Annotated in this window: 24 protein-coding genes and 1 tRNA gene; 19 read left to right on the top strand and 6 right to left on the bottom strand. The window is 34.3% G+C overall.

The window, feature by feature from the left end:
• Positions 1 to 333: 333 nt before the first annotated feature.
• From J8281_RS14520 to J8281_RS14500, 5 genes are all read left to right on the top strand, one after another.
• Positions 334 to 2,484, top strand: a complete 2,151-nt coding sequence (locus J8281_RS14520; RefSeq protein WP_210198368.1) for a TonB-dependent receptor domain-containing protein — start codon at positions 334 to 336, stop codon at positions 2,482 to 2,484.
• Positions 2,485 to 2,645: 161 nt separating this feature from the next.
• On the top strand, positions 2,646 to 3,908 hold the full coding sequence (locus J8281_RS14515; protein ID WP_210198367.1) for a PepSY domain-containing protein: 1,263 nt from the start codon (positions 2,646 to 2,648) through the stop codon (positions 3,906 to 3,908).
• Between the two features lie 120 nt (positions 3,909 to 4,028).
• Entirely contained in the window at positions 4,029 to 6,407 is a 2,379-nt protein-coding gene (locus J8281_RS14510; protein WP_210198366.1) for a TonB-dependent receptor, read from the top strand.
• A gap of 177 nt (positions 6,408 to 6,584) precedes the next feature.
• Entirely contained in the window at positions 6,585 to 7,007 is a 423-nt protein-coding gene (locus tag J8281_RS14505; RefSeq protein ID WP_210198365.1) for a hypothetical protein, read from the top strand.
• Between the two features lie 65 nt (positions 7,008 to 7,072).
• Positions 7,073 to 7,897, top strand: coding sequence for an OmpA family protein (locus J8281_RS14500; protein WP_210198364.1), 825 nt, complete (start codon positions 7,073 to 7,075; stop codon positions 7,895 to 7,897).
• Between the two features lie 173 nt (positions 7,898 to 8,070).
• Here J8281_RS14500 and J8281_RS14495 read toward each other — a convergent pair whose 3' ends face one another.
• A complete protein-coding gene (locus tag J8281_RS14495; protein ID WP_210198363.1) occupies positions 8,071 to 9,411 on the bottom strand; it encodes a GntP family permease in 1,341 nt (446 codons plus the stop codon).
• Between the two features lie 646 nt (positions 9,412 to 10,057).
• On the opposite strand from J8281_RS14495, the gene J8281_RS14490 reads away from it, so the two are divergent.
• The 3 genes from J8281_RS14490 (at position 10,058) to J8281_RS14480 (ending at position 13,176) form a co-directional block, all read left to right on the top strand.
• Positions 10,058 to 11,512 carry a DASS family sodium-coupled anion symporter gene (locus tag J8281_RS14490; RefSeq protein ID WP_210198362.1) on the top strand — a complete coding sequence of 485 codons (1,455 nt, stop codon included), beginning with the start codon at positions 10,058 to 10,060 and terminating at the stop codon, positions 11,510 to 11,512.
• An 8-nt stretch (positions 11,513 to 11,520) separates the two neighbouring features.
• A complete protein-coding gene (locus J8281_RS14485; RefSeq protein WP_210198361.1) occupies positions 11,521 to 12,645 on the top strand; it encodes a glycerate kinase in 1,125 nt (374 codons plus the stop codon).
• A gap of 222 nt (positions 12,646 to 12,867) precedes the next feature.
• A complete protein-coding gene (locus J8281_RS14480; protein ID WP_210198360.1) occupies positions 12,868 to 13,176 on the top strand; it encodes a hypothetical protein in 309 nt (102 codons plus the stop codon).
• Between the two features lie 693 nt (positions 13,177 to 13,869).
• Here the strand turns inward: J8281_RS14480 and J8281_RS14475 are convergent.
• The 5 genes from J8281_RS14475 to J8281_RS14455 all read right to left on the bottom strand — a co-directional run bounded on the left by J8281_RS14475 (position 13,870) and on the right by J8281_RS14455 (position 20,101).
• Complete coding sequence (locus tag J8281_RS14475) at positions 13,870 to 14,211, bottom strand: hypothetical protein (protein WP_210198359.1); 342 nt, start codon at positions 14,209 to 14,211, stop codon at positions 13,870 to 13,872.
• Between the two features lie 157 nt (positions 14,212 to 14,368).
• Positions 14,369 to 16,018 carry a RagB/SusD family nutrient uptake outer membrane protein gene (locus J8281_RS14470; RefSeq protein ID WP_210198358.1) on the bottom strand — a complete coding sequence of 550 codons (1,650 nt, stop codon included), beginning with the start codon at positions 16,016 to 16,018 and terminating at the stop codon, positions 14,369 to 14,371.
• Positions 16,019 to 16,039: 21 nt separating this feature from the next.
• Complete coding sequence (locus J8281_RS14465; RefSeq protein WP_210198357.1) at positions 16,040 to 19,195, bottom strand: TonB-dependent receptor; 3,156 nt, start codon at positions 19,193 to 19,195, stop codon at positions 16,040 to 16,042.
• A gap of 373 nt (positions 19,196 to 19,568) precedes the next feature.
• Positions 19,569 to 19,643, bottom strand: a tRNA-Pro gene (locus tag J8281_RS14460).
• A 293-nt stretch (positions 19,644 to 19,936) separates the two neighbouring features.
• A complete protein-coding gene (locus tag J8281_RS14455) occupies positions 19,937 to 20,101 on the bottom strand; it encodes a class I lanthipeptide (protein ID WP_210198356.1) in 165 nt (54 codons plus the stop codon).
• 219 nt (positions 20,102 to 20,320) lie between these two features.
• Here J8281_RS14455 and J8281_RS14450 point away from each other — a divergent pair, with 219 nt between their 5' ends.
• The 11 genes from J8281_RS14450 to J8281_RS19980 form a co-directional block, all read left to right on the top strand.
• On the top strand, positions 20,321 to 22,078 hold the full coding sequence (locus tag J8281_RS14450) for an AraC family transcriptional regulator (protein WP_210198355.1): 1,758 nt from the start codon (positions 20,321 to 20,323) through the stop codon (positions 22,076 to 22,078).
• 1,102 nt (positions 22,079 to 23,180) lie between these two features.
• Positions 23,181 to 23,348 (top strand): class I lanthipeptide, encoded by a 168-nt coding sequence (locus J8281_RS14445; RefSeq protein ID WP_210198354.1) that lies wholly within the window; start codon positions 23,181 to 23,183, stop codon positions 23,346 to 23,348.
• A gap of 95 nt (positions 23,349 to 23,443) precedes the next feature.
• Positions 23,444 to 23,623: a class I lanthipeptide gene (locus tag J8281_RS14440; RefSeq protein WP_210198353.1), complete on the top strand. Its 180-nt coding sequence runs from the start codon at positions 23,444 to 23,446 to the stop codon at positions 23,621 to 23,623.
• Between the two features lie 83 nt (positions 23,624 to 23,706).
• On the top strand, positions 23,707 to 23,877 hold the full coding sequence (locus J8281_RS14435) for a class I lanthipeptide (protein ID WP_210198352.1): 171 nt from the start codon (positions 23,707 to 23,709) through the stop codon (positions 23,875 to 23,877).
• Between the two features lie 62 nt (positions 23,878 to 23,939).
• Positions 23,940 to 24,101: a hypothetical protein gene (locus tag J8281_RS14430; RefSeq protein ID WP_210198351.1), complete on the top strand. Its 162-nt coding sequence runs from the start codon at positions 23,940 to 23,942 to the stop codon at positions 24,099 to 24,101.
• A 133-nt stretch (positions 24,102 to 24,234) separates the two neighbouring features.
• A complete protein-coding gene (locus tag J8281_RS14425; RefSeq protein WP_210198350.1) occupies positions 24,235 to 24,408 on the top strand; it encodes a class I lanthipeptide in 174 nt (57 codons plus the stop codon).
• A 194-nt stretch (positions 24,409 to 24,602) separates the two neighbouring features.
• Complete coding sequence (locus tag J8281_RS14420; protein ID WP_210198349.1) at positions 24,603 to 24,767, top strand: class I lanthipeptide; 165 nt, start codon at positions 24,603 to 24,605, stop codon at positions 24,765 to 24,767.
• Between the two features lie 63 nt (positions 24,768 to 24,830).
• Complete coding sequence (locus tag J8281_RS14415) at positions 24,831 to 24,986, top strand: class IIb bacteriocin, lactobin A/cerein 7B family (protein ID WP_210198348.1); 156 nt, start codon at positions 24,831 to 24,833, stop codon at positions 24,984 to 24,986.
• 27 nt (positions 24,987 to 25,013) lie between these two features.
• Positions 25,014 to 25,169, top strand: a complete 156-nt coding sequence (locus tag J8281_RS14410) for a class IIb bacteriocin, lactobin A/cerein 7B family (protein WP_210198347.1) — start codon at positions 25,014 to 25,016, stop codon at positions 25,167 to 25,169.
• Positions 25,170 to 25,197: 28 nt separating this feature from the next.
• Positions 25,198 to 25,362: a class IIb bacteriocin, lactobin A/cerein 7B family gene (locus J8281_RS14405; protein ID WP_246849128.1), complete on the top strand. Its 165-nt coding sequence runs from the start codon at positions 25,198 to 25,200 to the stop codon at positions 25,360 to 25,362.
• Positions 25,302 to 25,466 (top strand): class I lanthipeptide (locus J8281_RS19980; RefSeq protein WP_210198447.1); only part of this gene is annotated, 165 nt, incomplete at its 3' end. The genes J8281_RS14405 and J8281_RS19980, both read left to right, overlap by 61 nt.

The following is a 25,466-nucleotide window of genomic DNA, read 5'->3' as shown; positions in this document are numbered from 1 at the left end:
GTAACTCACATCGTTTAACCCGGATTATGCATTATAAAATCTATTACGGCTTAAAATACCTTCAAAAACAAACGCTGCGCTGTATTTTTCAATATCACCGTAGCGGTGCTATGATGAAATTGAGAAAACACTTGTTTTTATTGGTATTTCAACCCTCATTACGAAATTCTAATACATAATCCGGGTTTAAAATATAGAACTGGAGTACACTTTTTTCCGTTTGCTGAAAAATATAACCCAGTTCGCAATCAAAAATCTTTTAAACAAAAAGACGCCATCTTCTTAACCATTTCTTGCAAGGTAGGAAGATGGTTAAAATAATTCATTACAACAATGAAATACATCCTCACATGCATCATAACGCTATCCTTGGCGACTTTTAATTACGCTCAAGAATCAGAGAAAAAAAATAATCAAAGTGTACCATCTGAAGAATTGTTGGAAGAAGTGCTAGTAACTTCGGCCAGTAGAGAGATACAAAAACGCTCTGAAGTTCCGGGGTCTATAGCAACCTTAAATGCTCAGAGCATAGAAGAAACTAAAGCCTTCGGAATTGACCAGCTGGTTAACCAAGTGCCTGGCGTATTTATGTCAACATCACGAGCAGCTAGCAATGAACAGCATTTTATGGCCGTGCGCTCACCAATTTCGACCAAAGCACTGTTTCTATATCTTGAAGACGGACTACAAATTCGACCTACTTCTGTTTTTAATCACAATGCACTTTTAGAAATGAATGATTTATCGTACGGTCGAATTGAAGTACTTAAAGGGCCGGCTTCCAGTATTTACGGAAGCGAATCTATAGGTGGCAGCTTTAATTTTATCACCAAGGCTCCGTCTCAAGATTTAAGTGGTAGTCTTAGCTTTCAAAGAAATGACCTGGGATTGACCCGATACGAATTTGAAATTTCAGATCAGCCCAGTAAAAAATTTGGATTTTATCTAGGGGGGCAATATGCTCAAAGGGAAGACGGTCCTGTTGCCCATAGCGATTATGAGAAAACTGCTATTACCTTCAAAACCGTGTATGATATTAATGCTACCTTAAAATGGACTACTGTCTTTGATATCATTGATTATAGATCTGATATGGCGGGATCATTGAGTGAAGCAGATTATACAGCGGGCAATTATGAAAGCGAGCAAACTTTTACAGAGAGAGAAGCTATCGCCTTTAGAGCCAGATCCACATTTGATAAATTATGGAATGCTAACAATAAAACGTCATTTAATTTCATCATCAGAAACAATCAAATGGATCAAAATCCGTCGTATAGAATTAGGCAGTTTAGAAACCAGGGACAACTCACCGGATTTGGTTCTGGAGAGGTAAACTCAAATCAATTTAGAAGTTATGTAGGTTTGATTCAACACAAACTCGATATGAATTTTGCTAACTCGAGCTTAATAGTGGGAGCTACTACAGATTACTCCCCTCAAAACTATCAGGCTGAGACTACCGATGTACTCGTTGATACCCAAACCGGCAGAAATATCAGTTTTACAACCAATACCGGTGATTTCATCCTAAATTACAAAGCAGACATTTTAAATTATGCAGGTTTTTTTCAATATGAAATCTCGCCAATAGCATCGTTAAAAATAACGGCTGCATTACGATATGATGCGTTCGAATATGATTATGATAATCAGGTAGATGGTATTGCAGGCGTAGATGATACTGTAGACACGTTTAATAATATAACACCAAAACTAGGCGCTAATTATAATTTTAATAGAAGTTTCGGTATATATGGGAATTATTCTCAAGGTTTTACACCACCTCAAGTATCTACGCTGTACCGTAACCGAAATGAACTTCGAGGCATACAACCAAGCCGATATCATAATTATGAAATCGGTGGGTATTTCACCTCGAGGTCCAAAATAACAATTGATGCTGCGCTCTACGTTCTAGAAGGTAGAAATACTTTGATTACACTTCGAGATGAAAACGATATTTTTTTTAATACCAACGCTGGTAGTACCCGATCTTATGGTATTGAATACGGAATTACATTTCGCCCCAATAAAAACATCTCGATCACTCATAATGGAAGTTATGCTCAACATCGATACATCGATTTTTTTGACAGAGGTACAGATTACTCCGATACCGATAGAGAAACTGCACCTAGTCTTTTAGGCACTTCGCTGATTACCTATCGAAAAGAATTGAATAAAAACACAAGATTTAGTATCACTGCAGAACATGAACTTGTAGGATCCTACAATACAAGTTTTGAAGGACAAATTCAAAATGATGATGGCACCACAGCAACAGCGACCTACGATGGACATAATGTATTTAACATAAGAGCAACTGTAACGTATAAAGCTTTTGAAATTTGGGGGCATGCTCTTAATATTTTTGATGAATTATATGCTGCCAGAGCTTCGTTTAACCGTTTCAGAAATGAAAATACATTTACCATCGGAAACCCACTAGCCTTTCATTTTGGAGCCCGATATAATTTTTAACCATTTGCTCGAAGATGAAAACATGAAACCAATAGTTATAAAATTTTAAAAATTTCTTCATCAAACAAAATGTTTAAAATCCTTAATGAGAAAGCGTAACAGTTACATACGTTCTCAATTTTTAGTTATTTCATTTTCAACAATTAAAAATAGTTAAAGGCATGAAAAAAAATAAAAATTTAAATAAATGGCTATGGAAATGGCACTTCATTGCTGGCCTAATTTCTTTGCCATTTGTTCTCATTATATCAATAACAGGAGGCATCTATCTTTTTAAGACCAACTATGAAACCCCCAGGCAAAAACACATTAAAAAAGTGGCTGTAGAGGGAACGCCCATATCTTTTCAAGAACAATGGCAAATTGCACGCAACAATACTAGTGAAAAATTGAATGCCATCGTACTATCAGCTAATGCCGATCAGGCTACTCAATTTGTGTCAGGACGATTTGGTAGAAAAAGTAGTGTTTATGTTAATCCCTACACTGGGAAAGTCTCTGGTACTATTGCAACCAAAGATACCGATATGTTCAAAGTTCGTAAACTACACGGGGAATTACTCATGGGAAAGTTTGGTACCAAAATTATAGAACTCATTGCCAGCTGGATGGTAGTTCTTATCATCACAGGGCTTTATGTATGGTGGCCAGCACGACAACAAATGTTGAAAGGTGTTTTTGTGCCAAGACTACGTCAAGGTAAAAGAATTATTTATAGAGACATTCATGCAATCTCAGGATTTTGGATGTCTGGATTGTTACTTTTAATTCTTGCAGGTGGTTTTCCATGGACAGATGTATTTGGCGATAATTTTAAACGCGTTCAAAAAGTGACCAATACAGGATATCCTTCTACCTGGGAAGGAAGGGAGTTCCGTTCTGAAATTAAAGTGCAACCTTTAACAATCGATCAAATGATAAATAAAGCAAAAGCTCTTCAACTACCGGGGATAGTTACTGTTCATCTTCCTAATGGACCTAGTAGTGTGTTTAGTGCTTCAAATTACAATCCGTCAAACCTGGAGTCTCAAAAGAAAGTACATTTTGATCAATATTCTGGTCATATCATAATGACCAATCATTGGAGTGACGTAGGTGTCTTAATGCGTGCTCGATTATGGGTTATGGCGTTTCATCAAGGCGAATTTGGAGCTTGGAACTGGTGGTTGATGTTATGTACAGCCATTGCATTGACAATACTAAGTCTATCTGCATTGTTTTCTTATGCGTTACGAAAACGTAATGGCACCTGGGGTGTCCCCAAAGTCCCAGTAGCCTTTAAAATCGGCTATGGTATAATTACAGTACTAGTCATACTTTCTCTGGTATTTCCTTTATTTGGCATAAGCGTACTTGCTATTCTCTGTATTGAATTTATTCTAAAATTAAATAAAAAACGAAGAATAACATTTCGTACCTCTTGATATGAAATAAGCCATAACAATAAAGATGATACCCATTAATATGATTAAATGGCGATTCCACTCACCTACCAGCCGCTAGGCAGGCAGGTCTGACAACTAAAAAACAAAAAAATTAAACGTATGAAACTTACATCATTATATTGTGTACTCATGATTTTACTATGTATACAAATAGGACATTCTCAAATCTATATTCAGGGAACGGTGAGAAATCAACAAAAACAAGGAATTGCCTATGCTTCATTAAAAGTATTAAACACTACCATGGGTACTTCTACAAATAAAAAAGGTGAGTACAAACTGCAATTACCGGCTCAAAACGCAATGATCGAAATTTCTGCACTAGGCTACGCCACTAAGGTTGTACAATTAAAAACCACAACTTTGAATATTGTACTTCAAAAAAGCACTGAAACTCTCGATGAAGTCGTAGTTGCCGCACAAAAAAGAGAAGAATTATTACGAGAAACTCCTGTAGCTGTCACTCATATAAATTCAAAAACAGTAGAAGCAACACGACTATGGGGATTATCCGGTCTCACTGCAATCGTTCCCAATTACCTTTATCAGGAACTAGGTGTCGGTTTTCAACAAGTACAAGCTATTCGTGGGATACAGGTTTTTAGTGAAAATCCAGCAGTAGCCACATATATAGATGATGTTAATAATCTAGATATACTAGCCAATGGATTTGCTCTTACAGATATTGAACGTATCGAAATTTTAAGAGGCCCTCAAGGCACACTTTTTGGTCGCAATGCTATGGGAGGTGTAGTAAATATAACAACTAAAAAACCTTCAAATACTACACAAGGTTTTGTTGAGCTCGGTTTTGGCAATCTAAATTTAAATCGTCATAGCGTAGCGATAAAAACCCCTGTTATAAAAGACAAATTATTTTTTGGATTTTCAGGGTTGTTTCAGGATAGAGAGGGATATTGGAAAAATGATGATGAGTTTGCTAACGTACCAGACGCCTCTTTAAACGGGCAAACTGTTGGTGATGAGCGTAATTTATATGGAAATGTGTTTTTAAAATGGCTGATTTCTGATCGATGGAGTGCTACTGTTAACGTCAAAGCCCAGAGAGATTGGTCAAATGCCTCAGGATTTTTTGTTTCTCAACCTAATAAAGAAGTTGCATTTCAAGATCCAGACAAAATTTATTTAAGTCGATTAGGAAATCATGAGCGTAATATCACCAACACCTCTCTAGTATTTAAATATAGTACACCCCAAATAGGAATCATTTCTATATCTACATATCAAAACATTGTTTTGGCTTTTGAGGATATAGACTTTCCAGGTTTTTTTCATTCATTTACCAATAATGAAATTGGTGAAGATCTTAATCCGCAAGAAGTTTGGACACAAGAATTTAGAATACATTCGAAACAAACAGATTCAAGAATCCAGTATACAGCTGGGGTTTTTGGTTTTTCACAAGTGCTGTATGAGCCATCAACCAACTTAGCTTTCGAATTAGACCAAGATACATTCTCAATTTTTAAAAACAAAGGGGAGAATTATGGATATGCAGCTTTTGGTGAACTCGAGTATTCTTTCACAACATCTTTAAAAGCTACAGTAGGTTTTCGTTACGATTTTGAAAACCGAAAAAATACCTTTAACGAGTTCAATGACTTGGTATTTGATGGCGAAGAACTTATTCAAAACTCTGCCGACATTTCCAAAGATGGAACTTACGAAGCTATTTCCCCAAAATTTGCATTCTCTTACCAATTAAATCCCAATTCAAACGTATACGCAAGCTACACTAGAGGTTTTAGAGCGGGAGGTATCAATGCACAAGGCCTCCCTACCGAAGATGCCCAAACCTTTGATCCAGAATTTTCGAACAATTTTGAAGTTGGATATAAGGCAAGCGCCTTGAATAACAAGCTAAATCTAGCTGTTGCTGCATATTTCATTTCATGGGAAGACCTTCAGTTTTTTAATCTGGTAACTCCCGTTGTAGCTACTAGAGAAAATGTTGGAGATGCACAGTCTGCTGGACTAGAGTTAGAAGCCACAGCCATACCTTTCAAAGGCTTGCAGTTAGAGGCAAATGTAGGAATAACAGATACCGAGTATAAAAATTTTGAATTAAGCCGCCTTGCTAATTTTGAAACCAGTGAAATTTCGATAACTCCAATTGGGGGAAATCGATTGTCTAACACCCCAACACATACGCTATTTACCGCCGCACAATATACCATTCCTGTTTCTAAGAATGCCCGAGCCAGTTTACGTGGAGAGATAAGAAATATTGGCAGCTATTATACCGATATTCAAAATCAACTAGAACAACCTTCATATACTATTATAAACGCTCAGGCTTCAATTCACATGGGTAAGTATCAAATATCAGCATGGGGGCAAAATATGACAGACCAAACCTATTTGGCATTTGGTAGTGCAGATACAAGTAGCGGAAATCGACAAGTAAGAACAGCAGCACCACGCACTTATGGTATATCGTTTAAAATTGATTTTTAAAGTTAAAATTTATAGATACCCGTTATCACGTCTAATAATAAATCCTGATCATGCATCATAAAATCTATTACGGCTTAAAATACATAACCCGGGTTCAAATAAAAGTGATAATCATTATATAAATAGTACATATAAAAACCAAGAAAATAATATCTTTACTCACAAAAATAGCAACTTATGAAATCATATTTTTTGTTTTACGCCTGTATATTACTAGCTTTTGTTTCCTGCAACAAATTATCTGAAGAAGAGCAAAAATTCGATGCGATTATGGAAGAAGTAATTAGTGTTCACGACGAGGTGATGCCCAAAATGGGAGAAATTAGCAGCCTTATAAAAGAACTTGAGCCTAAAACTGATACTACGACAGCAGCAACTCCTTATATCCAAGCACAACAAGATCTTAAAGACGCTTACGATTTTATGATGACCTGGATGAGTGATTTTAGTGAAAAGTTTCCGCATGACGAAGAAACAGATGCGAAAGAAATTTCATCCCAGATAGAATTATTAAAAGAAGAAAAAATTGAAGTTAATAAATTGAAAGATCAAATTAACTCAAGTATACGCAATGCGAAAAGGCTTTTAAACAAGTCATAAAAGTAAGAACTATTATAATTTATAAAAAAGTTTTACTTTAGCAACTGCAACAAATCGCTAAATCAATGAAAAGAATTATAGTATTCGGTATTTTATTAAGTATTTCAATTACCAACCTACATGCTCAAAAGAAGAAAGACCTTCTGGATGAAATAGATAAGCTTCGAAAAGAGCTTAAAACTACCAAAGGTAAGCTCAATGATGCCGAAAAGAAGACAAAGGCTACCTTAACTCAGGTAGAAACCATGGAAGCTCAGGTTAAAGATTTAAAAGAGACGAATAGCTCCCTCTTAAACAATATGGGTAGTTTTACTGAGTTATCTAAGAAAAAAGCACAAAATTTAGAAAAATCGCTCGAAAGTCTACAAGCAAAAGATAAGCAACTTAAATCTATTAATGACGCCATTAGTAAAGGAGATTCTATAAAGTTGGCTACGCTAACCGTATTTAAACAAGCGTTAGGCAATGACGCAAAAATAGGAGTGCAAAACGGTGTGGTACTTATTACACTTGCTAATACTGTTATATTTGGAGACGATGATAAGAGTGCTACTGTTCAAGATAAGGCCAAAAGCGTATTAGGAAAAGTAGCTAAAGCCTTAAATGCAAAACCAGACTTAAAAATAATAGTCGAAGGCAACAGTAATGCACTTAATTTCAAAGATAAAAATATAGTAGACAATTGGGATTTAAGTGCTAAACAAGCTGCAGCTGTCGTACGATCATTACAAAATGATCACAAGGTCGACCCTAAAAGAATGAGTGTTTTAGGAAAAAGTGAATACGGCTCTCAAAGTATTGAAACTGAAACAAGAATTATTGTTGATGCAAAGTTTGACGAGTTTTATGGAATGGTTAAAGAAAATATGAAGAATGCGTCCAAAAAATAAGTATAATGTTTTAAACCAGTTTGTTATACAAAGCTTAAAGAGGATGTCTAAAAAGTATTAAAAAACGTCATTACGAAAAATTTTAATTTTGAAGTAATCTGTTTATCAAAAACTTAAGTTCAACAGATTCCTTCGCTTCTCTCGGAATGACTACTTTTTAGACACCCTCTTTTTTATACAAATAAAATCCAAATCAATATAGAAAATAGCAATACCGAAATACCCTGAACGGCGGTAATAATTGTAAATGAGCGACTGGTTTGTTTGGCGCTCATACCGCTAAACTGAGAGACGACCCAAAAATAACTATCGTTAAAATGGGAAACCGTCATGGCTCCACCCCCTATTACTAATACAGCTAGTGCAAATTGCATAGCAGAATCCCATTCCAAAATCGGTAGTAAAGGCGCCAACAATGAGGATGTAATTACCATAGAGCTTGTAGACGAACCTTGTGCTGATTTTAAAACAGCGGCTATACTAAAAATTAGCAATAAAACCAGAATATCTCCTGATGCTCCGGCAGTCATCCACTCCCCCACATAACTCGACAAAGGGGTAGCCTTTAGAACACCTCCAAAAGCCCCACCTGCAGCCGTGATAATTAAAATCGGACCCGATACTTTTACAGCTTCAGTAAACCATGTATTCAGTTCTTCTGTTTTTTTGGGAGGTAAAAATAACATCGCACTTATAGCGCCTAAAAAAATAGCAATTACGGGATCACTCATAAAATTAATCCATTCATTTTGTATGTTAACTAATCTTGATATCGTTCCGAAGGCTATAAGTAGAATAGGAAATAACAAGGGTATCAATGCTTTTGTTAAAGTAGGCATTGTATCAGGAGCTGTTCTTTTTGTATTATGCCAATTCTGAATAGTGCTTGTATTAATATTTTTCCCTAATCTTTTTGAAAGTAATTGTGTAATTAATAAGGTTGGAACACTTATAAGCAGGCCTAACAAAATCATCGTTCCCAGGTAATTCGATGCTCCAATATTTCCGGCTGCAGCTATAGGACCTGGTGTAGGAGGAATTAAAGTATGTGTCGTATACAAGCCTGTTGCCAGGGATAAACTTAAACTTGCTTTCGTAGTGTTGCTTAATTTACTCAATTTATCAACCAATCCTGACAATAGAATAAAACCGCTATCGCAAAATACAGGAACGCTCACCACCGCCCCAATTAAAGAAATGGCAGGAATAGTTCTTTTTTCGCCGGTAAATTTGATGATACTTTGAGCTATTTTTAAAGCACCTCCAGATTTTTCAAGAAATACCCCTATCACACTTCCAAAAACTACAATCATCCCGATATAACTCATGATCCCTCCAAAACCTTTTTGCATTGATGCAATGATATCTCGTAATGGAATATTTACCGTAATCCCTAAAAAAAGCGAAGCTACAATAAGCGCTAAAAATGGATGAAGTTTAAATTTAGCAGTACAAAGAATGATTAGAAGTATTGATGCTAAAATTAGAAGTAATAATAATGGACCTGTGATCATAGGTACTAAAATATAAATAATTTTCTATTAGGTTGCCATACGCTTTACTTTCAAGATCAATTGAGCAGTTGTTATTGTTCATTACTTTTTTTTATAAGCGAAATGCTAGGTGGATTAACAGTTTAACAATCTAAGTTTAATAATTAACCTATTGATGGTCAAAAACTCAATTTTTTTCAATTGTCTCAGACGAGTTTAAAGGGTCATTTTTAGGTACATTAATTAGGTCCCGACTGAGCCTTTCCTGAGCTCTAACGAAGGGTTCGACCAGACAGACGAAAGTAAAGATATTTCAAACCATAATAGAATTTATAATGCATAATCCAGGTTAATATAACAAAATCCAAATATTTGCATTAACTTCACCTCATGTGTTTTAGATAGTAAAATGTTCTTATGTGATATGAATATCCGTAATTTAACCTAAACGGTTTGCGTCAAGCTGAACTCGTTTCAGCTTCTCATCTTAATTTACTGAAAATAAACTTAATGAGATCCTGAAATGAATTCAGGATGACTTCTCAGTTAAATTTTTGGTATAATAACTGACAATCAATTTATGTGATAAAGATTTGGGATTACTATCGGTTCAAGAGACAAAATACATTTTATGAACTAAAAATTTAATATTTAAAATTAATCACACATGAAGACAAAGTCAATCGGACTTATCGCTGGTCCTTTACTTTTTTTGCTTATCATATTCTTTTTTAAAAGTGACGAACTGTCAAGCGAAGGGGTTTCTACATTGGCTATAGCCGCCTGGATAGCTATTTGGTGGATTACTGAAGCTATTCCGATTTCAGTTACAGCACTACTGCCGTTTGTATTATTTCCGATCACGGGCGTAATGAGCGTTAAAGGAGTTTCAGGTGCCTTTGCCAATCAGATGATATTTCTATTTTTAGGAGGCTTCATTTTGGCGGTTGCTATTGAAAAAACGAATTTACATAAACGAATAGCCCTAACCATTATTGCTATTATAGGCAGCAACTGGAATAAGGTAATATTAGGTTTTATGTTGGCTACCGCATTTTTAAGCATGTGGATTTCGAATACAGCTACAGCAGTAATGATGTTGCCTATTGGATTAGCCGTTATTTCTCAAATACAGGCAGAAGATGAAACAAAAAAACGCATGGGACGATCGTTGATGTTGGCGATCGCGTATGGTTGTTCGGCCGGGGGTATAGCTACTATCATCGGCACACCTACTAATGTTATTTTTGTAGGTATCGTAGAAGAATTATACGGACAAACGATTTCATTTACGCAATGGATGGCTCTAGGACTACCCTTTTCAATACTAATGCTAGGTATAGGTTGGCTATATCTTACCAAAATAGTATTTCCCATTACGATAGAAGGTATTCCAGGAGGCAAAAAAGCGATCACCAGCCAGCTCAAAGGGCTAGGGAAAATAGCATATCAAGAAAAATGCGTATTTATCGTGTTTATCGTGGTCGCCCTGTGTTGGATAACCAGCTCTTTTGTTCTTAAGCACATGATTCCCGGTATTAATGATACACTCATCGCCATAGCAGGTGCTATTGCTCTTTTTATCATTCCTTCTCGAGACAGAAAAAAAATAGGTATTATAAATTGGCAAACGGCAGAAACTATTCCCTGGGGCATATTATTGCTTTTTGGTGGTGGTCTGGCTTTAGCCGAAGGTTTTAAAGTATCAGGACTGGCAAAATGGATAGGAAATCAATTAACACTCTTTGAAGCATTTCCTGCAATTCTTATGGCATTGGCAATTATTACAGTAGTAAATTTTTTAACAGAAATCACTTCGAATGTAGCTACTGCTGCTATGCTTATGCCCGTTTTGGCAGCCCTCGCGCTGTCTATAGATGTACATCCTTATTTTTTGATGGTTGCCGCTACCATCGCTGCTTCATGTGCATTCATGCTACCCGTAGCCACACCACCCAATGCTGTTGTTTTTGGCTCAGGTCTATTGACTATTCCTCAAATGATGAAAGCAGGTTTTTGGATGAATGTACTGTCTATACTGGTAGCGACTCTGTTGATCTATTTCATATTACCTATGGTATGGGATATTGACATTACTAGTTTTCCTGAGCTTTTTAAATAACAACTGCTATGAAAGTACTCATTGCTCCCGATAAATTTAAAGGTTCCCTTAGCGCCAATGAAGTATGTGAAGCTATTGCTTCAGGCATAAAAAAATTTGACTCTACTATACAATGTGTAATGCACCCTTTGGCAGACGGAGGTGATGGCTCCCTAGAAGTTATATCAGAACATCTTCAATTAGAAACTATTACTATTACTACTAAAGATCCTCTTTTTCGACCTATTCAAGCAAGCTATAAAAGAAGTGATCATACAGCATACATTGAAATGGCCGCTTCATCAGGGTTAGCACTCCTAAAACCCGAAGAGCAAAACTGTAAACACACTACAACTTACGGTACTGGACAGCTTATTAACGACGCTATGCAAAAAGGAGCACGTACTATCTATTTATTTATAGGCGGTTCTGCTACTTGCGATGCAGGAATTGGAATGGCTGCCTCGCTAGGGTATAAATTTTTAGATAAAAAAAATAAGCCATTACTCCCAACGGGCGACAATTTAATTCATATACAACAAATACTTGCTCCAGATCATTTAGAGCAGATAGAAGATGTCACCTTTGTAACCTTATGCGATGTAGATAATCCATTGTTTGGAAAACAAGGAGCAGCACAGGTTTTTGCAGCACAGAAAGGTGCAAATTCTGAAGATATCTTAACTTTAGATCAAGGATTATTTCATTTTTCTTCAATTGTAGCTCAAAGTTTTGATAAAGACGTGACTAACATACCAGGAGCAGGTGCGGCTGGTGGACTGGGTGCTGGCAGTATTATATTTCTTAATGCTACATTACAATCTGGAATTGATGCGCTGTTCGAAATCACTAAGTTTCCTGAAGCTTTAGCGAATACAGATCTAATTTTTACAGGTGAAGGAAAAATTGATCACCAAACGCTGAATGGCAAAGTAGTTTACGGAGTTTCAAAATTAGCAAAAGCTCAAAAAATTCCTGTATATGGTATTTCAGGTGTTTCTGAACTTTCTGCGTCAGAAATAGCATCATTAGGAATTTCACATCTTAAAACCGTATTATCTGAAGGTATCACAAAAGAAGAAGCTTTTACAGACACTAAAAGACTTGTTGAGAAATTAGCCAAGGATATGATTCGCTATCGAATGCGTGAGTAATATACTACCGCTTAACTTCTTATTCCTTTTCTTTGTGAATGATCTAGTTCGGCTTCCGTTCAAAATATAAGTATCCTGATTTACTTCATACACCAGAATTTCTAAAATATTAATTAAAACCTAAAATTGCAGATACGATCCTCGTTTTAAGTTTTTCTATTCAACTTTGTATACTTGAACTGCTGTTGAGGATTTTAGTTAATCGAGATTTAGACGAATACCATGAATAAAACCTATAGAACATGTCAAAACTGCGGAACCACAAATCTAAATAGAGATTTTTGCAAACAGTGTGGCGAAATCATCAATATTGAACTGAAACGGAAGCAGCAGCAGGAAAATCGTATTCAAAAAAAAAAGCAATTAGCAAAATCAGAAAAACGGAATGCCATAACGTTATTTTTTGAGAATGCCAGAGAGCATCCTAATTTTGTAGTACGATGGAGTGCAAAGTTTTTTTACTCGATTTGGGTCGTTGTGCTTGCCGTAGGTTCTTTTCTTGCCTTTCTATTGGGCTATATAGCAGCTTAAAGGATATCCTACTAAGATGATATGAGCTATACTTTTTACAACATACGATCCTATACAAAAAAATATTATTTTCCTGTATTTTTAACAGTAGGCACTCTTATTTATATGCTACAATATTTTGAAACCAAGCTTCCGGGAGTCATCAATAATTATACGAATGATTTTTTATGTATGCCAATTGTACTTTACTGTTGCCAGTTTGTACTACGCTATATTCGTAGCGATCAAAAGTTGAGCATTCCTTTATTTACCTCACTATGTGTTACTTTGATATTTTCTGTTTATTTTGAATGGTACCTTCCAAAAATCAATGAGAGATATACCCGGGATTTGTTAGATATACTATTGTATTATAGTGGAACCTTATTTTTTTATAAAGTGGAGCATATAACTAATACCAAATCTATCATAAAATAACACAAATCTCCTTGTTCATTCTCCCTCCTACTTCGTTGAAAAATAATTTCGTAGCTATGGCTATGCAATAATTTTACGGCTTCGAAGAAGAGAAAAGCAACTTCACATCTTTTATGCCATTTTATAGCAGATTTGGTATAAGAACCCATTTTGACTTTTTACAATTAGCTGAAAAATGATCTTTTGTTGCTGGAATCAAAAAAGTCAAGATAAGTTCTAAATAAAAAACGCATCAAAAAAATTTCGATGCGTCTTTTATTAGTCAATTTAAAATGCTTATTCAGATTTTTTAAGATCGATAAGGATAAGACGCTGTTTATATTCTTTAACCTGGGCCTTATCACTGGTACTTTTTGACTGTACCTCAATCTTTTCAATTTCATACGTTACGGTAAATGTTGAGCCAATGATTTTTTTATCGTTTAAATCATATTTTGAAACCGCTTCTTTACGCATAAAAGCAAACTTCATCGCCTTTCCGGTTTCTTTATTTGTAAAGTAATACGCATCATCAGATTGACCACTATAGGTTGCCTCAATACTTACGACTTCGTTAGTATCAATAGTAGTGAACGCAGATGTAGTAATCAAGGTAAATACTAAAAGAATAGTTTTCATAGTTTACTTATGTTATAAATTAATTTAGTTTTTTGCTAAGTGGCAAAATTAACATTTAAAATTTAGTAATACCTATCAAAAAGAGTTTTGTTTATCGAAAAAAAGCCGCCTTGCTATTAGTCAAGACGGCTTTTTACTATAAAATTGGCTACTCAAATTAATTTTGATCTGCTGGCGTAATATTTGGATTTGCATCAATCTCTGCCTGAGGAATTTTAAAAATCCAATCATCATTAATAGAAGGTCTTTCTATTTGATAAGACTGTTGATATAGTGTCTCAGAAGCACCAGATCCACCGTCTGCTGCGTGATCAATCCCTTCATCCCAGCGGATTTTATCTGTATATCCAAAACCTTCACCCCAAAGCTCTAGACGTCTTTGAAACTTAATATGTTCCAAAAGCGAATCTCGAGTATCAAAAATGTTCACATCATATGCGCTATCGCGTTCTCCACCTAAAGGCGCTAATGCTGCTCGTGCTCCTGCCAAATCATTCATCATAACCATAGCTTCAGCTTCAATTAAATACATTTCAGAAGATCGCATATAAATGATATCATCAGGATCAATTGATCCCGGATTTTCATTTTTTAACTTAAAATGCATATACGGATGCGTATTATGACCAGACACTAAGCCATATTCACTCTTAATAGCTGCTATAGCCTCGTTAAACTCTTCTTCTGTAGTGTACAATGGGTTGGTATTATCATCCCATCCGCCTTCACCATTAGCTGCAGATGAATTTGAATTTGGAGCGTCTGGAAGAAATGCTTTTCCTCTATAATCTGTGGCAGGGATGGCATCTACTAATCTACGATCGGCTATTTTAGGATTATTCCTAACCTGGCTACCATTAAAAGTATTACTAGCCAAATAAAAATAAGACCTAAAGAATGCCGTTTCTGTCTGTATTACGTGACTACCCCAAATTACTTCAGAAAGCGTAGTTGTATTAAAACCAGAAAGCCAGGCTGTCTCGTCCATTAATGGAAATCCTTCTCGAGCAGCAACTGCAGATTCTGCTGCTGTAACCCATTCACCTTTAGACAACGCCCAGCGTGCTTTTAGACCATGAGCTACATTAATATTCAATTGAGACTTAGCTACCGCACCACTCCCTATTCTTCCAGTACCTAATTCAAAAGCGTCAATCGCAGCATCAAGATCAGCTTCAATTTGTTGATATACCTGTTCAACTGTTGATCTAGGTTCACTTTCATAAGGAGGTTCTGTAGCAAATAAAATAGGAACACCAGGATCTGTGGTTGGATTACCAATCAAATAGCCTCTACCATAATGTTGAACTAAAGATAAATAGGCATACGCTCTGTACGTATAGGCTTGTCCTAAAATTTCATAAAGCTGTTCTGATTCTAGAAATTCACCCTCATTTATGCGATTGATTATAATATTTGCATGAACTATAATATTATAACGGTGATACCATAAAATTCTTGTGGTTAATGACGTTGGTAGCGTATGCTGATTCCATTGCATAGTAGATCTCCAACTCAAATTATTAGCATTGGCCGAGTGAATTAGATAACCTACAAGATTATCTCCCATTGGTACCCAGTAATGATTATTAGCTCGACCAGTATTACCTCCTGGAAACACATTTTGTGATTGTGTATATAATCCTCTATGTATTCCATTAAGGATAGCCTGTAAATTATCTAAACTAGATAAAGCTTCCGTATCATCAACTGCATCGGTGGGTACTCTATCTAAGAAGTCATCTTGACAAGACACTATTGGTATAACCAAAAGTATCAATAACAAATATTTTAATTTATATGACATAATAATTAATTTAATTTTTTATTAAAATGATACATTAAGTCCTAACGATATAATTCTTCCTGGTACAAAATCGTCACCAGGAGCAGTTCCTGCAAGACTATATTGAGGATCTAAACCATCTCTTTTACTTTTCAAATATAAGTTTTCGCCAGTAACTGAAATTCGAAGATTATCCAAACCTAGTCTTTCTACGTTTTCAGAGCTAAAATTATAGCCGATACTAGCATTTCGCAATGCCCAAAAAGATGCATCTGTTAAAAATCGATCGGTTTGCGTTGGAGCAAGACGAACATTCCCGTTCTCTAATCTGGGCACGTTTGTGATATCCCCTGGTTGTCTCCAGGCATTTAAGATATCCGGATGAAATGCATCACCGTATTCCCCTTCATGCATTAAATCAGCGTAGGCATTATCTAATATACTTCCACCTATTCCATACGTAATTAGAAAATCAAAATCGAATCCTTTATAACTTATGCTATTCGATATAGAACCTATAAAATCGGGTATAGTTGAATCACCAGTATAGGCTCTTTCTGTACGTCTCCAATCGCTTGTAGTTTGGTGATTCCCTTCATCATCTAATACTGGAACACTTTCGTTATTTTCATCAAATTCATATACGAAATACAATTGATCGCCATTTTCTGGATCTACTCCCGCAGTTCTTATTAAAAAGAAATCATATATAGAACGCCCAGTAGCCCATCTTTTTGATGTATCGGTTGTTGGAATAAATGGTGCAGGTAAATTAGTAATTTCATTTTCTAAGGTCGTACCCAAAAGTGTTAAACTCCATCTGAAATCATTCTTGTTAATGAAATTAGCTGTTAAACCAAGCTCCCAACCAGAGTTAACTAAATCACCTGCATTAACAGGGTAAACATTAATACCATTACTAGGAGCGATAGGAAGTTCGTAAAGAAGATCTGTCGAATTTCTGCGGTAGTATTCTACAGAACCTTCTAAGAAGTTATTAAATAATCCAAATTCTAAGGCTACATCATAACTTTCGGAAGTTTCCCACACTATATCAGCATTTCCCAAACTATTCAAAAGAAGTGCTGGTGTTGCAGCATTGGATGTAATTTGGTATCTCGCTTGAGATAAATAGAAGTTACTCAAATCATCCTGATCAGGGACCAAATTATCATTACCAATTTCTCCGTAAGAGCCTCTTAATTTCAATTGGTCAATCCATGATACATCTTTAATGAAATTTTCCTGATCGATACGCCAAGATGCTCCTACTGAATAAAAAGTACCCCATCTTTTATCTCTTTCAAAAACTGAAGAACCATCAGTTCTTATAGAACCACTTAAATAGTATTTATTGTCATAATTATAATTCGCTCTAAAAAAATATCCTTCCAGTGCTCTTTCAAAAGTAGCTCCATCAACACTTATGGGTCTGGCAAAATTAGAAAACTCAAAAATAGAATTAGTTACCTGAACAGTCTTAAATCCTTCTAAATCATTAATAGAAGTTTTAAAACTCTCATGTCCTGCAGTCAAATCAATATTATGACCTCCGAAATTTTTATTATAAGTCAAAATTTGATTGAAATTTTCTACATCCTGACGGGCTCTTTCTTGACTTAATCGACCATCTGGTTGAGCATCACCAATAATTGCGTTTTCATACTCGCTCTCAAAAAAATCGTTGATATCTCTACCATAATTTAGCTTTAGTTTAAGACCGCTTAAAATTTCGTATTCTGTAAACATTCTAAATCCATACGTATTATCCTGATCGAACTCATTATTTAGTGTCAGTTCTTGAATTGCATGACGCCCTTGATTTGTCGGTCTAGAGCCAATATTAAATTCAGAAAAACCCTCTCCGTTATCCCATACAGGATTACCAAACACATCAGTTACAATATTTCCTTGTCGATCGTTTACAAAAACTGGATAAATAGATCCTATATTTTGAGCAAAACTAAAAGGATTCACAATACTATTGGCACCTGCCGAACTTGGACCTCTTGCTTCAGTAAGAGCGATATTTGCACTACCACCAATTTTCAAACGTTCGTTTACCTGAAATTCTGCATTAAGTCTAGCGGTTAAACGTTCGAAACCTGATCGTATGACATAACTTTCATCATCTAAATAAGATGCTGAGAAGAATACTGAATGATCTTCGCCACCACCTGAGATATTCACATTATAATTGGTTCTTACTCCTGTGCGCTGCAGTGCATCGAACCAATCAAGACTTTGATAAACTAATTCTGCATCGGGATTTAATCGACCATCAATACCTACAATTTGATCATTAGGTACATTAAAAGGATTATACCCCAGTTGCCTGTATATATTTGCAGAGGCAAATGCAGGGTCTCCCCCACCTGCTCTCGAATTTTTAAGAGCCTCCCACATAACTTCGTAATATTGCCCGGGAGTTACCTGATCGTAAAACGGAACTCCTCGGGTAACGAAACCTGTTTGAGTAGATGCGTTAACTTTTATACCTCCAGCTTTACTTCCTTTTTTCGTAGTTATTATGACTACACCGTTAGCAGCTCGGGAGCCGTAGAGGGAAGTAGAAGCAGCATCTTTCAAAACTGTAAATGATTCAATATCCTCTTGATTTAATGTATTTAATGGACTATTATATTGAACTCCGTCCACGATGTATAAAGGATCTGTACTACCGTTTAATGTCCCTACCCCTCGAATAATAATACCAGGTGATTCCCCAGGTCCAGCAGGAGAAGTAAATTGTACCCCAGTCGCTCTACCTTCTATCGCAGCGATTGGAGACGTTACATTCCTTGTCTGTAATGCTTGTGAATTAATTACACTAGCGGAACCTGTAAAATCCTTTTTCGAGGTCTGACCATAAGCCACCACAATAACTTCTTCTAAAACGGCAGCATCTTCTTTCATGGTAACGTTGTATGTGTTCGAACCACCTACAATTACTTCTTGTGTCTCTAAACCTACGTAACTAAACACGAGAACATCAGAAACATTTGCTTCTAATTGATAGTTACCATCAAAATCGGTTTGAGCGCCCGTTTTAGTTCCTTTTACAATTACTGTTACACCAGGTAAGGGCAAACCTGATGCTTCTATCACGGTACCCGTGATAGTCTTGCTTTGCGCACTAACTAAACTAAAAGTTAAGACCGCAAGTAGGGTTAATAGGGTATTAATCTTTTTCTTCATAAGATTTATTTTAAATTAGCATGATAACAAATATCTTAATAAAAGTTAATTCTGCAATAAAAATTAGTTAAAATTCATTAAATAAATATAGTATTTATAAATTTTTAGCCATTTCATTGATAATCTTTTGACTAAGCATATTGAATCTGTACTCTAAATAGAAAACCGGATTAAAATTGTTGTTCATAATTTATAGAATTCACTTCTGTTACACAGCTAAAAAAAATGTAGTGCCACTTTAGTAATAATAAGAAGCACAAAACAAAGGGAATACTAATAGCTCAATGAACCTTTACTGCACCAAAAAAAATAGTGGTTTGGAGAAGACTATAGATATAACCAAAAAATCCACTTAGATAAAGTGGATTTTTTGTCGGGTAGAGAGGATTCGAACCTCCGATCTCTGGTCCCCCAGACCAGCACTTTAACCGGACTAAGCTACTACCCGAATTTTGGTGTGCAAATATAAGTTTTTATTCCAATTTTTTAGAATGGATGACCAGTAAAAATTTAGAGTATGAACAAATGGAATCTTCTGAATTACGATTCATATGGTTATTCCAATTTAAGAACCGACACTTAAAAAAAGACCCACAAAGTATATATATAAGGTCTATATCGAAAATTTGTATGCTCATGCAAAAGTTGACAAGGTATATTATCCAAAAACAAAAGAGCTAATTATTTAAACAATTAGCTCTTTTGTTAATACAATAAATCTGTGTTTCTATAGACAAATTATTATTGGTAGCACATAATAAGAAAGGATGCTAATGAACTTGGTCTATCTGGTGGTAAACTAATAATTTCACTTCTACCACCAACTACTTTAGATGATTCTTTGTCTGATAAAGAAGCAATAGTTAATTTTTCAAGTGACAACTTTTTTTTCTTTTGAGTCTTCATAATTTAAATGGGTTTTGTATGATTTAACACTCTAAAAGTATTTGTTTACTGGTAGGAATACAAACCCTTGATACCTATTTTTATAAAAACACGCTTTCTAAACATCAATTAAGTAACTGAAATTCAGTATTATAAAACTTGTATGAAATTTACAGAAAATTTGTACTTTTAAATTGAAATAAATGAATTTTGAATATCTTAAGAAAACTCAAACCTTTAATGCTTGTTATATCAAGCATCTTTGTTTTTAATACTATATACTCACAAGCCGGTCTATTAGACTCAATCAACAAGTATAAATATAACAATCCTAACAAGGGAAAAACATTTGCATACTCACTTTTAAAAGAAGGAGAGCTTCGCAATAATTATCAATTTATCGTTACATCCTTGTCATCTCTTGGTGAAATATATGATATATTATCTCAAAAAGACAGCGCCCGATATTTTTTTGATGAAGCTATTATAAAAGCGTATGATTCTAGTAATGAAGATTACGTTCTATTTTCTAAATTATCTAAAGCTAGTTTTTTATATAACAATTACTATTTAGACTTATCCTTACAAATTTACAATGAAGCACTAGAACTTGCTACCAAACTAAAATACAAACAAGTTCAAGATAATATAAATATCAAAATTGGTAGGATAAAATACGCAATTGATGAATACGAAGTGGCCTTAAAAATTTTTAAAGATAATTACAATAACTTTTCAAATCAAAAGTATGACATATCGTACTCTACAGATATTTACATTGCGAAGTGTTATGAAAAACTCAACAAAATTGACTCTGCCCTAGTTTATCTCCAAAAGGGTATCGAAAAAAGTCGAAAAGCCAATGACAAAGAATATGAGATACTTTTTTTGAATGAGTTTGCCATATATTACATACACCAAAAAGATCTCAAAAAAGTGGACTCTGTTATTGATCTTGCTATACAGAATTCTAATGAGCTAGGCGTACAAAAGTATAATCCTACCTTGTTGCACACCAAAGCTAGATCGAGGGTTAGCGTAGGGAACTACCAGGAATCGGTTAAAATCTTAACGAAAATTATAGAAGATAATGACAAAAAAATTGTTCCAGAAAATCTAAGCAAGTATTACAAACTACTTGCCGAAAGCTATAAGGAAATTGATAGTGTTCAAAAATCGAATGAGTACTATCAAAAATACGTTATCGAAGAAAATAAAAAGCACAATAGAAAATTCAATACATTAAGTGATCTTCATCAACTAGATTTAGCGAAGGTCAACAAGAAAAAAGATTCATATTTACAACAGAGGATTTATTTAACTGCAATAGTTTGTATATTATTACTATTGCTGTTAGTTTTTATGCTATATCAAAGAAAAAGAAATAAGGTAAATCAAGAACGCTTTATAGTTCTGATGGACAAGATTAAATCCTATGAAACCAAGAAAAAAATTACCGATAATAGCTTAAACACCAACAATAATAATGAATATATTGATAACGCTAATAACCACCAAAGTTATATCAACGAAGAAAACCTTGAAAAATTTATAAATAAAACTGAACCTAAGGTACCAGAAATAGATACTAGTAACGACACCCAGTTCATTATTAAGGATGAAAAGATTAATGAAATATTACTGAAACTAAAAAAATTAGAAGAAAAGCAATATTTTTTAAAACAAGACTTTACCTTACATAGTGCAGCAAAAAGATTAAAAACCAATACTGCATATCTGTCAAAAATTGTTAATAATGAACTTGGAAAAGGATTTAGCACATACGTAAATGAGCTAAGAATCAATTATGCACTTTTAGAACTGAAAAATAATTCGAAGCTAAGAGCATATTCAGTAAACTCTATTGCTCAAGAAATGGGATATAAAAGTGCAGATTCTTTCACCAAATATTTTAAAGTTGCAACCGGACTCACGCCCTCGGTTTACATCAAAAAAATGAATAATTTTGACAAAAATAATTCATCTGAATTAGTGTAATCTATTTCATGTTAAAAATACACAAACAACTGTTATTTAGGTATTTATATTAATAAAAATCCTCATACTTTTTATAAAATTAGGTATAAGATGTTTGGTTTATACTTTTATAATCTATTCCTTTGAACTGTTGATGCGAAATAAACAGAGCTTCAAAAAAAGTAATTATGTAGCGCATTAGCAATGGGTTTTAGGTAGTGAAAGCCAAAGTGTAAGTAGCTACCAAAAAACACAAAAAAATAAAACAGAGCGTGGAAGGCTCTGTTTTATATAAATGTTTACAAAACGTATTCCAACAAATTGAGAATTGGAAGTACATCTACAAAGATACTATTTTTTTTGAAATGTAAAGTTTCAACAATACTATCCCTACAGACTACTTCAAGTAAAAATCAGTTTAGTTAGAATATTAAAAAAATCAATCGATAATCTCATTAACAACTTGAGTGTTATTACGATGTTTCTCTATCGCCAATGCTAGAAAAGCTTCATATATCACGGTAGTTGTTAAATGATAACTAAACTAAAGTTATGAATGTTACAAAAGAAAATTCCAAAGCATTTTATTACGAATTGAATGACTTTCAGCAAAGGCTGATACGTGAAGATTTGCAGGAAGAATTCGAAGACGTTTTATCAGAGGATAATTTCTCACTTTTCTAAGCATATTTACAGTTTGTGCTATTCTATAGTATAGTATTTACCTAAATGGATTCAAGAAAAAAGAAAAATTCCATTCTTCACAAGCATGTTATTGTAGAGATAGAAGAAAACGTCGACAAAAATCTTTTAAAGCGTATTTGGCGGATAGTAGTACGTAAAGTACATAAGTTTTATCGAAATATGTAGCGAAACGACTCCTTTACACTTTAAAGGAAAATCGTAAAATACTACCATACGCGCGAAGTAAGAAATTGAATTATAACAACGAAAAATCAAAGTGAAGACTGATCCTTAAGATATAAAGCATTGTAAGCACAATTAAATCATATTATAATATTTCATACAATTGAATAAATGATGTATTAGGTAAGAAAGAAAAAGATTTCTCTCTCAAAAGAGAATTTATATACAATTATTAATAACATTAAATCTAAGTATTATGAAAACAAGCAACAAAAATGAGAAACTAAATTTTAGCAAATATGCTATCGCAGAATTAAATCCTAATGAAATGAAGAGTGTGAATGGAGGATCTACATCTCCGTTGGGTCCTTCTATTATCGTGGTTCTTACTCAAATGGATTTACCACAATCAGACAATAAATAATACACCTATTTTGAAAGTTGATAAAGAAAATAGTGCATAGCATCTATGACCCTTTTCTTCTTAGCATTATTACATATTCTAAAACTTTAAAGATCATGAAAAATCAAAAATTTACGAAAAGACTGAAGTTTGACAAAATTTCTGTTTCAGAATTAGATTCGTCCAAACTTGCCACAGTAAATGGTGGAACAGCTACAGCTACTATACATATTTCTGATATTACTTCTATAGTAAACATGTCAAAAAATACGATCTGTACCTCAGACGCGCGGTAAATCAATATAACAGCTAGAAATTTTTTATTGACCAAAGAAACGATTTTGTTGGTCAGTTAGATTAAACTCAAAACATAACGAAAATGAAAACACAAAACGTAGAAAATAAGTTGAAATTCAGTAAAAATTCGATATCAGAATTAAATCAGGATCAAATGATGAGCATTAATGGTGGCTCTACTATCATCGGAGGAGAAACTTGTTCTGGATGCGTATGCATGCCAACTATTAACACTATTACTGTTATAAAATAATAGTCAAGCTAATAAATATCATTTTAGTATTCAAAAATGTTAAACCAGATAAATTAAAAAAAATGAAAGATTATCAAATTAAGAAAGGTTTAGATTTTACGCGTAGTTCAATCTTAGAATTAAATCATACCGAGCTTGTTCGTATACAAGGCGGGTCAAACAGTATGTTAGGGCAACTCACAACTACTGGTAGCGTAGTTGGTGGTAATACTAGTGTAAAGTAAAAAATAGATTACGAAATAAATAAGCCATAACCATGAGGATAATACCACCGATATGATCATATGGCGATTCTACCCGCTTACCATCCGCTAGGCAGGCAAGTCTTACAATTAAAAAAATAAAAAATATAAACAGATGAAAACAAGTAATGTAAACAATGGATTGAAATTTAATCGGACTGTTATTTCAGAATTAAATTCGGATCAAATGAATGCAATCGTAGGAGGAACCAACGTACATGATCATGGCGGTGATGGTGGCTCAGGCTGTATTTGTAATCCAAGTATCCAGATAACCAAATTAGCTTAGACTACACTCTAGGATTATTTAAAACTTAGATTTTTGGGTCACATTGAACTACTAGAGTAATCAACTTTATTGATATTAGATAGTGAAGAGTAGGTTTATTTATGACCAAAAAAATCTTCTCGGTAATCTTTAAGAACCTTTAATCTTAAGGCGTTAACGTATAACGTATTATACGCAATATTTAAATACATATTATGAAATCACAAAAATTCGACAACAAACTCAAGTTCGACAAACATGCCGTAACAGAGTTAAATGATCAAAAATTACTTGACATTAACGGAGGTACATCTCCTCTTGCTATTAGTATCATTATGCTTAGTGTAAGCCTCGCCATCGACGCTTATAACGAAGAATAATTAGATATTCAATTCTTTTTAATCATTCATTATCAGTATTTATTAATTATAACATATCAAATTATGAAATCACAAAATGTAGTAAACCAATTAAGATTCGACAAGAATGCTTTAGTAGAATTAAACGACGAACAACTTACTGAAGTTAACGGGGGTACAACTCCGGTATGTGTAGGTGTAATTATAGGACTATCCATCTATACTGCAGTTAGAGACTAATCACTAATATTTTAATTAAATATCATTATGAAATCGCAAAACGTAAATAACCAATTAAGATTCGACAAAAATGCTTTGGTAGAGTTAAACGATGAACAACTTACTGAAGTTAACGGGGGTACAACTCCGGTATGTGTAGGTGTAATTATAGGACTATCCATCTATACTGCAGTTAGAGACTAATCACTAATTATTTTAATTAAACATCATTATGAAATCACAAAACGTAAATAACAAATTGAGATTCGACAAAAATGCTTTGGTAGAGTTAAACGATGAGCAACTTACTGAAGTTAACGGAGGTACAACTCCAGTATGTGTAGGTGTAATCATAGGGATTACTGCCAGTATAGTTATCGACAATTTAATGGACTAATTAATTCACTTTTAAATATAAATATTATGAAATCACAGAACGTAAATAACAAATTGAGATTTGACAAAAATGCTTTGGTTGAGTTAAATGATGAGCAACTTACT

Source organism: Aquimarina sp. U1-2 (assembly GCF_017897595.1).
In the GTDB taxonomy this organism is placed as follows: domain Bacteria; phylum Bacteroidota; class Bacteroidia; order Flavobacteriales; family Flavobacteriaceae; genus Aquimarina.
Note: the sequence above shows the minus strand (reverse complement) of the source record. Positions and strands in the feature narration are given on the sequence as shown.

Excerpts from the sequence above, each read along its gene's own strand:
- J8281_RS14520 (WP_210198368.1), top strand. The coding sequence starts at position 334 with ATGAAATACATCCTCACATGCATCATAACGCTATCCTTGGCGACTTTT.
- J8281_RS14515 (WP_210198367.1), top strand. The coding sequence starts at position 2,646 with ATGAAAAAAAATAAAAATTTAAATAAATGGCTATGGAAATGGCACTTC.
- J8281_RS14510 (WP_210198366.1), top strand. The coding sequence starts at position 4,029 with ATGAAACTTACATCATTATATTGTGTACTCATGATTTTACTATGTATA.
- J8281_RS14505 (WP_210198365.1), top strand. The coding sequence starts at position 6,585 with ATGAAATCATATTTTTTGTTTTACGCCTGTATATTACTAGCTTTTGTT.
- J8281_RS14500 (WP_210198364.1), top strand. The coding sequence starts at position 7,073 with ATGAAAAGAATTATAGTATTCGGTATTTTATTAAGTATTTCAATTACC.
- J8281_RS14495 (WP_210198363.1), bottom strand. The coding sequence starts at position 9,411 with ATGATCACAGGTCCATTATTATTACTTCTAATTTTAGCATCAATACTT.
- J8281_RS14490 (WP_210198362.1), top strand. The coding sequence starts at position 10,058 with ATGAAGACAAAGTCAATCGGACTTATCGCTGGTCCTTTACTTTTTTTG.
- J8281_RS14485 (WP_210198361.1), top strand. The coding sequence starts at position 11,521 with ATGAAAGTACTCATTGCTCCCGATAAATTTAAAGGTTCCCTTAGCGCC.
- J8281_RS14480 (WP_210198360.1), top strand. The coding sequence starts at position 12,868 with ATGAATAAAACCTATAGAACATGTCAAAACTGCGGAACCACAAATCTA.
- J8281_RS14475 (WP_210198359.1), bottom strand. The coding sequence starts at position 14,211 with ATGAAAACTATTCTTTTAGTATTTACCTTGATTACTACATCTGCGTTC.
- J8281_RS14470 (WP_210198358.1), bottom strand. The coding sequence starts at position 16,018 with ATGTCATATAAATTAAAATATTTGTTATTGATACTTTTGGTTATACCA.
- J8281_RS14465 (WP_210198357.1), bottom strand. The coding sequence starts at position 19,195 with ATGAAGAAAAAGATTAATACCCTATTAACCCTACTTGCGGTCTTAACT.
- J8281_RS14455 (WP_210198356.1), bottom strand. The coding sequence starts at position 20,101 with ATGAAGACTCAAAAGAAAAAAAAGTTGTCACTTGAAAAATTAACTATT.
- J8281_RS14450 (WP_210198355.1), top strand. The coding sequence starts at position 20,321 with ATGCTTGTTATATCAAGCATCTTTGTTTTTAATACTATATACTCACAA.
- J8281_RS14445 (WP_210198354.1), top strand. The coding sequence starts at position 23,181 with ATGAAAACAAGCAACAAAAATGAGAAACTAAATTTTAGCAAATATGCT.
- J8281_RS14440 (WP_210198353.1), top strand. The coding sequence starts at position 23,444 with ATGAAAAATCAAAAATTTACGAAAAGACTGAAGTTTGACAAAATTTCT.
- J8281_RS14435 (WP_210198352.1), top strand. The coding sequence starts at position 23,707 with ATGAAAACACAAAACGTAGAAAATAAGTTGAAATTCAGTAAAAATTCG.
- J8281_RS14430 (WP_210198351.1), top strand. The coding sequence starts at position 23,940 with ATGAAAGATTATCAAATTAAGAAAGGTTTAGATTTTACGCGTAGTTCA.
- J8281_RS14425 (WP_210198350.1), top strand. The coding sequence starts at position 24,235 with ATGAAAACAAGTAATGTAAACAATGGATTGAAATTTAATCGGACTGTT.
- J8281_RS14420 (WP_210198349.1), top strand. The coding sequence starts at position 24,603 with ATGAAATCACAAAAATTCGACAACAAACTCAAGTTCGACAAACATGCC.
- J8281_RS14415 (WP_210198348.1), top strand. The coding sequence starts at position 24,831 with ATGAAATCACAAAATGTAGTAAACCAATTAAGATTCGACAAGAATGCT.
- J8281_RS14410 (WP_210198347.1), top strand. The coding sequence starts at position 25,014 with ATGAAATCGCAAAACGTAAATAACCAATTAAGATTCGACAAAAATGCT.
- J8281_RS14405 (WP_246849128.1), top strand. The coding sequence starts at position 25,198 with ATGAAATCACAAAACGTAAATAACAAATTGAGATTCGACAAAAATGCT.